Source organism: Paenibacillus sp. J31R109, from assembly GCF_059692055.1.
This window is the reverse complement of sequence record NZ_JCAUAR010000011.1, coordinates 126592-140425: the sequence shown is the minus strand read 5'-3', so window position 1 is coordinate 140425 and position 13834 is coordinate 126592. Positions and strand designations below refer to the sequence as shown.

At 46.3% G+C, this 13834-nt stretch carries 12 protein-coding genes; 8 read left to right on the top strand and 4 right to left on the bottom strand.

Annotated features, from left to right (window positions below):
* Window positions 1-57 precede the first annotated feature (57 nt).
* The 5 genes from AC58QT_RS24405 to AC58QT_RS24385 all read left to right on the top strand — a co-directional run bounded on the left by AC58QT_RS24405 (window position 58) and on the right by AC58QT_RS24385 (window position 4788).
* Window positions 58-1821: a response regulator gene (locus AC58QT_RS24405; protein ID WP_497411267.1), complete on the top strand. Its 1764-nt coding sequence runs from the start codon at window positions 58-60 to the stop codon at window positions 1819-1821.
* A gap of 145 nt (window positions 1822-1966) precedes the next feature.
* Window positions 1967-2443 carry a nickel-responsive transcriptional regulator NikR gene (gene nikR / locus AC58QT_RS24400; RefSeq protein WP_497411266.1) on the top strand — a complete coding sequence of 159 codons (477 nt, stop codon included), beginning with the start codon at window positions 1967-1969 and terminating at the stop codon, window positions 2441-2443.
* 51 nt (window positions 2444-2494) lie between these two features.
* Window positions 2495-2899, top strand: a complete 405-nt coding sequence (locus tag AC58QT_RS24395) for a DUF2203 domain-containing protein (protein ID WP_310502009.1) — start codon at window positions 2495-2497, stop codon at window positions 2897-2899.
* Between the two features lie 13 nt (window positions 2900-2912).
* Window positions 2913-4562: a copper resistance CopC/CopD family protein gene (locus AC58QT_RS24390; RefSeq protein WP_497411265.1), complete on the top strand. Its 1650-nt coding sequence runs from the start codon at window positions 2913-2915 to the stop codon at window positions 4560-4562.
* Window positions 4563-4602: 40 nt separating this feature from the next.
* A complete protein-coding gene (locus tag AC58QT_RS24385; protein WP_310502007.1) occupies window positions 4603-4788 on the top strand; it encodes a hypothetical protein in 186 nt (61 codons plus the stop codon).
* Between the two features lie 86 nt (window positions 4789-4874).
* On the opposite strand, the gene glsA is transcribed toward AC58QT_RS24385, so the two are convergent.
* Together glsA and AC58QT_RS24375 are read right to left on the bottom strand one after the other, a co-directional pair.
* On the bottom strand, window positions 4875-5828 hold the full coding sequence (gene glsA / locus AC58QT_RS24380; RefSeq protein ID WP_497411264.1) for a glutaminase A: 954 nt from the start codon (window positions 5826-5828) through the stop codon (window positions 4875-4877).
* A gap of 24 nt (window positions 5829-5852) precedes the next feature.
* On the bottom strand, window positions 5853-6773 hold the full coding sequence (locus AC58QT_RS24375; protein WP_310502005.1) for an aldo/keto reductase: 921 nt from the start codon (window positions 6771-6773) through the stop codon (window positions 5853-5855).
* Between the two features lie 205 nt (window positions 6774-6978).
* Between AC58QT_RS24375 and lepB the strand changes: the two genes are divergently transcribed.
* Window positions 6979-7509: a signal peptidase I gene (lepB, locus tag AC58QT_RS24370; RefSeq protein WP_497411263.1), complete on the top strand. Its 531-nt coding sequence runs from the start codon at window positions 6979-6981 to the stop codon at window positions 7507-7509.
* Window positions 7510-7552: 43 nt separating this feature from the next.
* Here the strand turns inward: lepB and AC58QT_RS24365 are convergent, their stop codons facing one another.
* Window positions 7553-9100 carry an MDR family MFS transporter gene (locus tag AC58QT_RS24365; protein ID WP_497281576.1) on the bottom strand — a complete coding sequence of 516 codons (1548 nt, stop codon included), beginning with the start codon at window positions 9098-9100 and terminating at the stop codon, window positions 7553-7555.
* A gap of 130 nt (window positions 9101-9230) precedes the next feature.
* Window positions 9231-9659 carry a MarR family winged helix-turn-helix transcriptional regulator gene (locus tag AC58QT_RS24360; protein WP_497411262.1) on the bottom strand — a complete coding sequence of 143 codons (429 nt, stop codon included), beginning with the start codon at window positions 9657-9659 and terminating at the stop codon, window positions 9231-9233.
* Window positions 9660-10191: 532 nt separating this feature from the next.
* Between AC58QT_RS24360 and pheS the strand changes: the two genes are divergently transcribed.
* The gene (gene pheS / locus AC58QT_RS24355) at window positions 10192-11226 is read left to right on the top strand and encodes a phenylalanine--tRNA ligase subunit alpha (RefSeq protein WP_497281088.1); all 1035 of its coding nucleotides are present in this window, start codon (window positions 10192-10194) and stop codon (window positions 11224-11226) included.
* A 25-nt stretch (window positions 11227-11251) separates the two neighbouring features.
* A complete protein-coding gene (gene pheT, locus AC58QT_RS24350; protein ID WP_497411261.1) occupies window positions 11252-13744 on the top strand; it encodes a phenylalanine--tRNA ligase subunit beta in 2493 nt (830 codons plus the stop codon).
* The last annotated feature ends 90 nt before the right edge of the window (window positions 13745-13834 follow it).

Here is a 13834-nt window from a genome sequence, read left to right as displayed (position 1 = left end):
TAGACAAGCAGTCGCTGGAATCCGATTAATTAAGCTTAAAAAGGGTGATTGTCTGTTATGAGCCATAGAAACCTAGAGAGATCCAAAGATTCAGGTTCAGAGTCGGATCGCGAAGCAAGAATCCTCAAGCAGGGTAGAAAGATTTTTATTCGTGAATACGACAAGCAGCTTCAGCAGTTGCAGTCCTTGCTGACTGCCGTTCAGACGGAGCCAATCCTAGAGGATCTGCAGCATTGCTATCGGATTGCACACACACTTAAAGGCAGTGCGCCCGTATTTGGTTATGTGAGAATTGGTAAATTGGCCGAGGATCTGGTGAGGAATTGGGAGTGGACATTAGCCAGCGAGAAGCAGGACGATGAGTTACTTCAAGCAACGAGCCCTATATCTGAAAGCATAGAACGAACGGCTGGCCTATTGCTGCAATTGAAAATGGAACTGGACATTGGCTTAACAGAAATTCAGATGGATGAGGAGCAGGACCCTATTGCAGGTTCTATGCTTCGAACGCTCAAAAGTCGTATTTTATTAGTTGATGATGACGATGTGCTTCGTTCTTATTTGACCAGACGGTTGCAACTGGATGACTCTGTTGTTGATGAGGCAGCGGACGTAGAATCGGCTAAAAAGTTGCTTCGAGAACATACGTATGACCTCGTTACGTTAGATTTGATGATGCATCCGCAGTCGGGCTATGAGTTATTTGAGTTTTTGAAGGAAGACCCTACACTTAAGTGGCTGCCGCTGATTGTTTTATCAGGACGAGACGATGTCAGCGATAAAGTTCGTTGTTTCCATTTGGGAGCAGATGATTATGTGACCAAGCCATTCCAATATGAGGAATTGGCGGCACGCATTTACGGTCTCCTCAAACGGACGCGGAACTTTGAACAGTTAGCTTTCCGTGACCCGCTGACAGGTGTGTTTAATCGGCGATATTTTGATCTGCAAATTGGGTTGGAGCTGCAGCGTATTGAACGCTATCCAGCGCCAATATCGCTTGTCTTCATTGATATCGACAATTTCAAAAGTGTCAACGATACGTACGGTCATCACGTAGGTGATTTGGTACTTCAAGGTTTGGCGCATTTAATGCAGGTGAATTTGCGGTCGACGGATTTGTTGGCCCGTTTTGGCGGAGAAGAATTTGTGATCGCACTTCCGAATACGACTGTAGATCAGGCCCGAGCGATCATGCAAGATATTCTAGATAAAGTCCGTGTGAAAGCGGTAGCGAAAAATGAAGGCCAATCGTTCTCGATCACATTTTCAGCTGGTGTAGCCGAATGGCAAGTAGGTATGTTGATTGCAGAGTGGGTTGCCAAGGCAGACGACGCGATGTATCAAGCGAAGCAACAGGGCAAGAATCGTATCGTACTGGCTGACTTAGAGGATGAGGGCGCACAATTTACGAAGCTCGTCGCACATGCGCATGCTCAGCTGCAGAAGAAGAAACTCTTAATTGTTGATGATGATCCAATTCTAAGAGCGATCTTGACTTCCCAATTGGAGCACTTGCCGATCGTCATTACGCAGGTATCAGATGGGGAGCAAGCGTGGCAACTACTGGCTAATCAAGCCTTCGATGCGTGCATCTTGGATGGCATCCTGCCAAAACTTGATGGATTTACATTATTGGAGAAAATCAAGACAGAAGCTAGTGAGCTTTCCAAGGATATGAAGGTGCTTATGCTCTCGGGCAAAAAGAAAGCAGCGGATGTAGCGAAGGGACTCCAAATGGGTGCAGATGATTATATGACGAAGCCATTCTCACTCGTAGAGCTGGAAAATCGCGTCAAACAACTCATGAAATTAGACTAAGTAAGAGGGGCAATGGCCTCTCTTTTTTGCTATTTGCCTAGATATGTTGCGTGCAGGTGAATCTTCGGTGTCGGAGGTTTGCGACTTCCGCACTTTCTGATACAGTAAGATGATACACAAAGCTATTTATGAAGGAGCAAGAAGAATGTCAGAGAAAGACAATCTGGTGCGTTTTGGAATTTCAATGCCACAATCACTCATTGAGCAATTCGATCGGTTAATTGCTTTACAGGGGTATGACAATCGCTCGGAGGCGATCCGAGATCTCGCGCGCAAGGCGCTTTTAACGTCAAGCAGTATGCAGCCAGAGGAAATGGTTGCCGGAACGATAGTCATGGTGTATGACCATGAGATTAGAGATCTGCCCATTACATTAATGGAGCTTCAGCACGATTATCATCATGCGATTATCTCAACGATGCATATCCATTTAAACCATCAGCAATGCTTGGAAATACTCGTCGTTCGCGGTGAAGTACAGAAACTTAGAGAGCTGCAGCAACGAATCCAAGTGTTAAAAGGGGTTGGCTACGCGGAGCTGTCTGTTACACATGTAGACGAGCATGGCCATAGTCATGGACATCATCATCACGTTCACGATAAGCCTCATTCACATGAGTAGAATTCGTAGTTCTTTCGTTTTTTTGCTAAAATAAGGACATGGAGGTGCGTTATGTCTGAGAAGAAATGGTTCTCTTTGGAAGAGGCCAATGGTTTACTGCCTTTTGTTAATCAGGAACTGAAGAAAATGCAAGCCTTGAAGAGCGAGTTTGAGGATAAATATATGGAACTACGCCATAAGAAGAATGAGTACGCAGAGAAGCCGAGCGGGGAAAAGGATCCCTTTTTTGTCATGGAAGCGGCACTGGAATTTCTGCAAATTGAAGCGCGTGGGCTTATCCAAAGCTTTCAAAAGACGGGCATTGAGCTGAAGGATATCGATTCAGGACTTGTGGATTTTCCTGCTGTAATGAATGGGCAAGAAGTATTGCTGTGTTGGAAGCAAGGAGAGGATCAGATTCGTTATTATCACGGTGAGCAAGATGGTTTTGCTGGACGTAGACCCATAGCGGATTAGAGGGATAGGGATAATGGGATTATTCAAACAACGAACCAAGTGGATCTTGCGACTGCCTGCCGTCATGCTTGCTGTACTGGCGATTATGTTGCTGAGCACGGCCATAGCGCCTCGAACCGTTTCTGCGCATGCCTCATTAGTCGAAGCAACGCCGGAAGCGGGGGCGAAGCTCGAAACCTCACCACAGCAAATTTCCGTTACGTTCAATGAACAATTAGATAGCGGACTCTTTTATATCAAAGTTTATGATCATAATGGAACAGAGACGACCAATCGCAAAGCGATCATGAATAAGGATCAGATGGGCATTAAACTGGATTTGCCGAGACTGGCAGAAGGCGTGTATTTAATTAGTTATCACGTCATCTCAGCTGACGGTCATCCAGTAGGTGGAAGCTATCCAATTACAGTCGGTAATCCGCCACAAGAAGATGTTCTCGATGTGCCTTCGGCCCATACGGGGCACGATCATAGCTCGGGACCTCTAACGACAAAAGGATTGCTGCAATACGCCTCTCGCGGCTTGTGGTTCTTGATGTTGTTAGCCTTGACGGGATGGGCTTTCTGGTTACGATTGATGAGACCGCAAGGCGAGGAAACACAAAAGTTCGTTTCTTCGTGGACGCTCAATCTTCAACGCGCGCACATTGTTGCCCTATTATTGCTGATTTTCACGCATATCGAGGATCTGCTAGGTGGCGGTGGTGTCGAAGAAATATGGCAGCTTCTTAGTGCGACGAATATCGGAATTTCTTGGGTGCTGCTACTTGTATTATCCTTTCTAGGCTTTGTGTTGCTGGGGAGGTTAGCTTGGATTGATGTGGGTTGGTCAATTGCTCTATTGGCTGTCAAAAGCTTTAGCGGCCACGCAGCCTCCTTCTCTCCACTATGGGCGACGATTGGGCTCGACTTTATCCATCTCGTCGCTGCCGCTTGTTGGGTAGGCGGATTGATTCTGTTGTATGCCAAATGGCGTCATAACAAGATGGACCTCGGCAGCTACATGCAGAAATTTTCAAAATTCGCACTGATTTCGATTATTGTTTTAACCGTTTCAGGGATTCTATCTGTTCTGCTATTTTTACCGAGTTTGGAATACTTGACGTACACAACGTGGGGAATTCTCTTACTTGTGAAAGTAGGCGTGGTAGTACTTGTTGCCCTAATTGGATTCGTAATTCGCCTCTTCCTTCGCAGGAAACAAGTGAATCAATCCATCGTGTGGGTAAAGCTAGATCTCTCGCTTATGGTCATCATTGTTGTTTTAGTAGGGCTGCTTACGTATATGGCGCCGATCCCAGCAAATGAGCCATTGCAATGGCATCAAATGGGGGAGAAGGTCCATGTTTCAGTCGATATTACACCGAAGGTCCCTGGAAACAATGCTTTCGTAGCCAAAGTGTGGCTGCCTGAGAAATCAGGTCAACCGAAGCAAGTGCTCTTAGTTTTGCATAACAAGGATGACAAAGAGATCGCGCCGATTTCTATTCCGTTAACGATCTATAAAGATACGAAGGAAGAGGAGTCGTACGGATTTGCCAAGTTTAGCTACAAATCGGAAGGGCCGTATTTGCCCTTTAGAGGGAATTGGGAGCTAGAAATGCGTGTCATGGATACAGATGATAATGAGACTGTTTATACCAAAGATTTTATCGTATATTAAGGATAAATAAAGCAGATTCACTCGACGAGGAGGATTACCTATGGCTTGGGTTCTCATGTTAGACAAGGACAATCTGTCAGTCAAGTTAGATGACAAGGATGATTCGGCGCTCATTGAGATTAACGACGGTGGCATTTCACCCAACTATGTGACGATTCGGCTGAGTGAACATGAAGTGGATGAGTTGATTGAAGCGCTCCAACGGGTCAAACAATCGATGCAATAAAAGTAACGGTGTGAATGGAAAGAACCTTCCTCTTGAACGACGGAAACGTGGTCAAGGGGAAGGTTCTTTTTTGTTTACGAGCTTTTTTAGAATAAGCTCCAGTCGAATTCCTGCGAGAGCATGCCGAGAAGATGAACACCAGCTGTGCTGTTTCCCTTGCGATTGAGGGCTGGCCCGACGAGCCCAATGCCGTATTGTCCCGGCACCATCGTCAGGATGCTGCCGGACACGCCGCTCTTCGCAGGCAGCCCGACATTCATCGCAAATTCGCCAGAGGCATTGTACATGCCGCAGGTAAACATGAAGGTCTTGGCGATTTGCACGAAGCGCCGCGGGATGAGACGCTGTTTGCGGATCGGATCCACGCCGTTATGCGCGAGAACAAGGGCCATTCTGGACAGATCTGTGCAATTCACTTCAACGGAGCAGTGACTGAAGTAAACACGCAGCACTTCGTCAACTTCTTTATCCAAAACGCCATTATCCTTCAGGAAGTAAGCTAAGGAACGATTCCGATGAGCTGTATCGGATTCCGATTTGAACACATTGGGATTGATATCAAGTGCAGGATTATCAGCAATATCCCTGAAGAAATGAAGGATACGATCGATCTGTTCATCTGGCGTATTCCCTCCGATCAAAGAAGAGATAGCAATCGCCCCCGCATTGATTAAAGGGTTGAAAGGAATGCCTGGCTCAATGAGTTCGAGCTTCAACATGGAGTTGAAGTCATCACCCGTCGGTTCCATGCCTACCTTGGAGAAGACAACCTCTTCACCGTTATCCATGAGAGCTAAAATCAGTGAGAAAACTTTCGAAATACTTTGCAGGGTGAAACGAAACTCAGAATCACCTGATGTGATGGTTTGCCCTGCATGATCCATGATGCAAAAACCGAGAATATCCCCAGAAGCGTTCGCTAATTCAGGAATATAGGAAGCGACATGACCTTCCTTGGTATGTGTTTTGCTGCCAGCCACCCACTCGTCGATATGGGTATGCAACTTCTTCCAAGTTTCATCGTGCTGTAAGTGAGGCATGGCGAAGTCCGTCCTTCCTCTTCCTTAGGCTTTCCAAGCTTGCGGATGATTGTCACTGATAAGCTCAGTTGCCGCTGCATTCGCAATCACTTGCTCAGGGTTCTTACAGCCTGGAATAACGGAAGTGACGGCATCATGCTTCAAGCACCAAGCAAGTGCCCATTTCGCCATATCCATTCCTTCGGGTACCTCATTTTGCTGTATGCGCTGAACTTCTTCCAGCTTCTGTTTGACGCTTTCCGCATCGTGACGGTGACGAACGTCCGTGTTACTGAATACGGCACCTGGCTTATATTTCCCGCTTAAATAACCACTTGCTAGCGGAACACGTGCGAGTACGCCAAGATCTTGATCGATACAGGACTGGAAGACGGACTCTTCAGGGGCACGATCCAAACGATTGTAGACAACTTGAATCGCTTTGGAGTTCACTTTTGTAGAAGCGGAAGTCTGATGAATATTGGCATTGCTGCCGATCGAAGTACCTAGGTGACGTATTTTGCCCGCTTGGACTTGTTTATCAAGGGTGGTCCATAGATCATCATTATCGAATAAAGCGTCAGGTCCGGAATGGAACTGGTATAAGTCAATATAATCCGTATGTAAAGCCTGTAAGGAAGCATCCAACTGCTTGACAACGGATTCAGCACTGAATTCATCAGTCCGGGTAAATAAATCATGGAAATGATGGCCGAATTTCGTTGCCACAACCCACTTATCGCGATCGCGGCGGGATAAATAACTACCAATAAAGGATTCAGATAGATGATCCCCATAGCACTCTGCCGTATCGATCAAGTTGATTCCAAGCTCAGCGGCTTGATCTAGAATTGCATCTGCTTCTGCTTGCGTATAGGTTAATCCCCACTCACCGCCAAATTGCCAAGTGCCAACACCAACGATGGAAACTTTCAGGTCTGTTTTGCCAAGTCTACGATATTTCATGTTGTGCACTCTCCTCAATAGGTATCCAAATTCATTATACAACTACCTGTTATTTTACCACATTTAGCAAGTTAAAGTTTTCGGTTCCTGTAAACGTCTTACTAGAGACTTTATTAACAAAGTTTATCTCATCTTAATGTAAGCTTTCCATAAATGGGTTATGGTGTAAGGAGGGGATGAATTTTTACGAGAGGATGTTGGTATTTTGGTCAAAAAGTATGTGCTTAGCCTATTGAAAGAATGGGTACCTACGATCGCATTCGCAATCATTATCGCGCTTGTCGTCAATACGTATGTTGCGCAAGCGATGACAGTTCCAACAGGCTCTATGCTGCCAACCATACAATTGCAAGACGAGCTTATTGTGGAGAAAATGAAGCCGTTAACCAACTTTGAATTCGGTGATATCGTTGTGTTTTGGCCGCCAATAGAAGGAAATGAAGACCGCTATGTGAAGCGTCTGATTGGTCTGCCTGGCGATACGATTGAGATCAAAGAGGGTGCCTTATATCGGAATGGAGTCAAAGTCGACGAGCCGTACATTCAAGCGCCAATGACGTACACGTTCCATCGGGTTACCGTACCCGAAGGGAAGTATTTCTTTCTTGGGGATAACCGCAACGACAGTTATGATTCCCATTTGTGGCCGACGACACCTTTTGTAGCTGAGAAAGATATTATTGGTAAAGCTGTATTTCGGATATTTCCGCTTAGCCAAATAGGAACGATTGATTAAAATGAAAGAAGCTCCCAACCTCAGTAGAGGAAGGGAGCTTTTTTTAATGAGCAAGATGAGGGGAAACTTGGTTATCATCTTCTCCATCTTCTTTTTTCTTCGATTTACGGTCAGAAAGTTTGATGTTCCCAACGAATAGCGTAAGGATCGCGCCGAGTAGTACGAATACCAGTCCGTAGATAAACACTTGATGAAGAGAGGAAACAAGCGCATCTTTAATGATTGGCAATCTCTCTACTAATTCTTTTGGCAATTTAGCCAACGCCTCTGGGCTTAAGAGGGAGGAATAGAGAGTTTGTGGGTTCTTATGAATCATGTCAATTAACGGACTGCCTACTTCCGCGGGGAACTGTTTCACTACTGGCTCTAAATTTTGTTCAAGCAAAATCGTTGATTTGTGATTCATAATAGTGCCGAGAATCGTCATCCCGAAGGTACCACCGATTTGACGGAAAAATTGGCTGGAAGATGTTACAACACCTAGCTCCGATTTAGGGAAGCTTTCTTGTAAAGCGAGCGTTAGGATCGGCATGACAAGCCCCATTCCTAAACCAAGAAGAACCATGTAGCTGGATGCGATCAACTTCGTAGTGGAAATGCCCATTGTGCTAAGGAATACAAAGCCAACAGCCATGACGATCATCCCGATGAACATTTGTCTTCGAACACCAATCTTATCAATCAATTGGCCAGAAACGACGCTTGCAGCAATCATTGTAATCATGAGTGGTGTCATGACAGTTCCAGAAGCTGAGGCGCTAATACCAACAATCCCTTGCATGAAAAGAGGAACGAACATAATAGCACCGAACATACCAACCGCCATCAGGAAGCCTACGCCGTTAATGGTGGAGAAAGTTCTATTTTTAAACAAACGAACAGGAAGGATTGGCTCATCTGCTTTACTTTCAATGAATACGAAGGCAACTAATGACACAACAGCTAGTGCAAACAGACCTATAATCTGCCAAGAGCCCCAAGCATACTCACTTCCGCCAAACGTAAGAGCAAGAAGTAAGCTCACAACACCGACGATCATGGTAACAATACCTGGAATATCGAACTTAACTTTCCCTACTGATTTATGCTTCGGTAAGGCAATAGAGATCAGAATAACAGCTAGAATACCAACAGGCAGGTTGATGTAAAACACCCAACGCCAGTCCCAAGCATCTACGATCCAGCCACCAACTTGCGGCCCGATAACAGAGGATAAACCGAAGATTGCTCCGAAAACACCTTGCCATTTGGCACGCTGTTTACCTGTGAATAAATCTCCGATAATGATAATGGCCATTGGCATCATGATACCACCGCCAAGACCTTGCAAACCACGGAACAAAATAAGTTCAGTCATGTTCTGTGACATACCACAAAGCGCAGATGCAACGATAAAGATGATAAGTCCTGTTACATAAATGACGCGGCGGCCAATTAAGTCAGCCAGTTTACCCGCGATAGGCACGACGACGGTCGATGTTAACATGTAAGCTGTCGTTAACCAGGTCATTAACCCTAGTCCACCGAATTCCCCAACGATACGCGGCATTGCAGTTCCTACAATCGTACCGTCCAAGGCCCCGAAGAGCATGGCGATGATCAGACCAGTGAGCAAGAGCCCTCGGTTTTTGAGCTCAGGTGCAGCTGAATCCGAGAGTTCGTTAGGCGCTGCTTTTTGAATATTGTCCATGTGTATCACTCCTTTGATGAATAAAAATAAATTAATAAGATGAAGTGAATTTTTCGAACGCACTTACGAAAATATGAAGCTCATCCGTAGGAAGCTGAGATAATCCACTAGCAATTACTTTCTTCTGAACTTCGGTAGCCTTAGCAAGAACAGCAGCTCCTTCAGCTGTGTTTTCAACCAGCACGATCCGACGATCCGTCTCATGATGTTTACGTATCACATGCCCGCTCTGAACAAGTCGATCAATCATCACCGTGATCGCACTTGGTTTAACACCCAATTTATCAGCAAGCTGAGATTGTTTCGGTGTTTGTTCTTTAGAGATCATCGCTAACATGAATAATTGGGGAGCGGTTAACTCTGAATTCAACTCCGCAAGGACTTTTTGTGTGATTTTGCGATGAGCTAATTCAAATGTTGTCCGAAAGCGATTGGTGAAGTCATTCAAATCATTTTCCAAGTCATAACCTCCCTTGCAAATTGTTCGAATTGTCTAATAATTAAACAATATAATAATTAAATTAAATAATATTTAAATTGTTTAAGTAAAATATAAACCTGTCGTTGCATGAAGTCAACAGGATATTTCTGAAAACTTTCAGAAACAAAGGTTGGATGTACTTGCATATCCTCTGTATCTTGCATATAATAACTGGTACATATACGTGGAAATGCTTTGACGGAGAAGAGTACGCAGTGCTTCTTGACAGGGAGGGAAAGCCGATGATTGAGAGCTGGCCCCGAGAATCAGGCTGTGGAAGTTCGCTCCCGAGCAGTCCTTTGAACAGAAGCACTAATCAGCTTCTCATTAGAGGGAACCGGACACATCGTCCGTTATCTGGAATGAAGTGAGACTCGTTTATTTGTCAACTGGACATAGACGAATCTAATTAGGGTGGTACCACGGCTTTTCGTCCCTTGCAAGGGAGCGGAAAGTCTTTTTTGTGTTTTCATAAAGGGCGATTCAGAGGCCTAAATCAGGAGGGATTTCAATGAAAGAGCGGTTAGAGGCTTTGAAGCAGGAAGCGCTGCAGGAGCTAAGCGGCGTTGGAAGTCAGCAGGAGCTGAATGATTTAAGAGTTAAATATTTGGGCAAAAAAGGACCGTTAACGGAAGTTCTTCGCGGCATGGGCGCGTTAAGTGCAGAAGAAAGACCAGTTATTGGCCAAGTAGCGAATGATGTTCGCGCAGCAATTGAGTCTGTTATTGAAGAGAAACAAGCCGCATACACGAAGCAAGAGACAGAAAACAGACTTCGCGCTGAAATGATCGACGTTACCTTGCCGGGTCGTCCTTCACAGCAAGGTGCTGTGCATCCTTTGAGCAAAGTGATTCAAGAAATTGAAGACATTTTCATCGGGATGGGCTACACCGTAGCTGAAGGTCCAGAAGTCGAACAAGATTATTACAACTTCGAAGCGTTGAACTTGCCAAAGGATCACCCGGCTCGTGATATGCAGGATTCGTTCTATGTTACAGAAGAGATTTTGATGCGTACCCAGACTTCCCCTGTACAAGTAAGAACAATGGAGAAGCGTAAAGGGGAAGTTCCGATCAAAATCATTTGCCCAGGCAAAGTATACCGCCGCGATGACGACGATGCGACTCACTCTCACATGTTCCAACAAATTGAAGGCCTCGTCATTGACCGCAACGTGCGGATGAGTGATCTCAAAGGGACATTGCTTCAATTCGTGCAAGAAATGTATGGCCCTTCGACGAAAATTCGCATGCGTCCAAGCTTCTTCCCGTTCACAGAGCCGAGTGTTGAAGTTGATGTGAGCTGTGCCATGTGTGGCGGCGAAGGCTGTCGTACATGTAAGCAAACAGGTTGGTTGGAAATTCTCGGAGCGGGCATGGTTCATCCGCGAGTTCTTGAAATGGGTGGCTATGATCCGAAAGAATATACAGGCTTCGCATTCGGTATGGGTGTTGAACGTATTGCTATGTTGAAATATGGCATTGAAGATATTCGTCATTTCTATACGAATGATTTGCGTTTCTTAAAGCAATTTTTACATGTGTAAGCATTAGGAAAAGGAGGGTAAAAGCATGAAAGTTTCTTATCAATGGTTATCGGAATATGTTGACGTAACTGGCTTCACAGCCGAGGAATTAGCTGAAAAATTAACCCGTAGCGGGATCGAAGTAGATATCGTTGAGGATCGTAACAAAGGGGTTTCGAACGTAGTTGTTGGTTTTGTTAAATCCCGCGAGAAGCACCCAGATGCGGATAAACTAAGCGTATGTGTGATCGATGCAGGGCAAGGCGAAGACTTGCAAATCGTGTGTGGTGCCAAAAATATTGACGCTGGACAAAAGGTTCCTGTCGCGATGATCGGTGCAGTCCTTCCGGGCGGACTGGAAATCAAACGTGCGAAGCTGCGCGGCGTGGAATCTCAAGGTATGATCTGTTCCGCGAAAGAGCTAGGACTTAACGACAAATTGCTTCCAAAAGAAATTCAAGAAGGCATCTTGGTGTTGCCTGAGGACACTGAGATTGGCCAATCTATTCTAGATGTACTAGCAATTAGCGATAAAGTCATGGATCTTGACTTGACGCCGAACCGCTCCGATTGCTTGAGCATGCTCGGAGCTGCTTACGAAATCGCGGCGATTCTTGGCCGCGAAGTTAAGCTGCCTGATGCGGAAGCTGCGCTCCAAGCGGCAGGCACTGCCGGCGTGAAAGCTGCGGACCGCATCAGCGTGAAGATCACAGCGACGGAGCAGTGCACGCACTACGCGGCTCGCCTAATTGAAGGCGTGCGCGTGGGCACTTCTCCGCTGTGGATCCAGAACCGTTTGATGGCTGCGGGCATTCGCCCCATCAACAACATCGTCGACATCACGAACTTCGTGATGTTAGAGTACGGCCAGCCGCTTCACGCGTTCGACGCTGAGAAGCTAAACAACGGCCACATCGATGTACGACTCGCTGAAGCAGGCGAGAAGCTCGTTACACTTGACGATGTGGAACGTACGTTAGAGCCACACATGCTTCTCGTGACGGACGGCACGAAGCCTGTGGCGATTGCCGGAGTTATGGGCGGCGCCAACTCCGAAGTGACCGATGGAACTTCGCGGATCCTTCTGGAATCCGCAAAGTTCGCTGGCAGCTCCGTGCGCCGCACATCGCGCCAGTTAGGTCTTCGCTCAGAAGCGAGCCTTCGCTTCGAGAAAGAAGTGAACCCGGAATCGGTGATTCCGGCATTGAACCGTGCTGCTGCGCTGATTGCGCAATACGCAGGCGGTAAAGTCGCTGACGGCATCGTAGAAGCCGCTAGCGGAACACACAAGTCGGTCAGCATTGAGCTTGGGGCTGACCGCGTGAACAACTATCTCGGCACAGCGCTATCTTTGACCGAGATGGGGCAAATCCTTTCGCGCTTGCATTTCACATTCGAGCAAGCTGGCGAAGGCAAGCTGCTCGTACATGTGCCGAGCCGCCGCGGAGACATTACACGTGATGTCGATTTGATCGAAGAGGTGGCACGTCTCTTCGGCTACGATAACATCCCGACAACCCTGATGACCGGCGTTACGACGCCAGGGTCACTATCCAAAGAGCAATCGATCCGCCGGATAACACGGAATATCTTGACGCAAAGCGGATTGAATGAAGTCATTACGTATTCCTTCACCAACCCACGTTCACAAGGCGATGCAAGTGCTGAAGTGAATCCACAAGCGCAAGTAGATGCGATTCCTGGCCTTTATCCGACTGCGAAACCAATTTCACTAGCGATGCCAATGAGCGAAGACCGCAGTCAGCTGCGCACTAGCTTAGTACCACATTTGCTTGATGTTGTAAGCTATAATCGCAATCGTACAATGGATGATGTCGCTATTTTCGAAATGGGCAAAGCGTTCATCACGGATGAAGCAGCACTTACGGCTCTGCCGCAAGAAAAACTATTACTGTCTATCGTACTAACAGGTAAACGTCGCCAAGCTCACTGGGCTCAGAAGTCAGAAGCAGTTGATTTCTACGACATCAAAGGGATTTTCGATCGTTTAGTTGAGTACCTTGGAATTAAGGGTCTGACATATACATCAGCAGCACCAGAAGGCTTCCACCCAGGTCGTACAGCTGAGATCCTACTTGCATCCGCTGAAGGTCCAAAAGTGATTGGTCGTGTAGGCCAACTCCATCCGACTGCGCAACAGCAGCGTGATCTGGACGACACGTATGTGCTTGAAGTTGAACTAGCACCTATCCTGGAAGCGGCTGGCGAGGAGATTGTTTATAAGCTGCTACCTCGTTATCCATCTATCGGGCGTGATATTGCAGTTGTGGTGAATACAAGCGTCCCAGTTGGACTTATGGAGCGAGCGATTTCCGAAGTTGCAGGGGAATTGCTGGAGTCAATTCAAGTGTTTGATATCTACACAGGAGAGCGCCTAGGTGCTAATCGTAAGAGTGTAGCAATCGCACTTGTGTACCGTCATGCGGACAGAACATTGCTTGATGAAGAGGTAACTGAACTGCATGCCAAAGTTGTGTCAACACTGGAACAACAATTTGAGGCAGAGTTAAGAAAATAGTGTAACTTTCCTTATAGGTTGCAGGAATATAGGCTGGTCTTATCGAAATTATTCTCGATAGGGCCAGCCTTTCATCTTAAGGGAGGATTT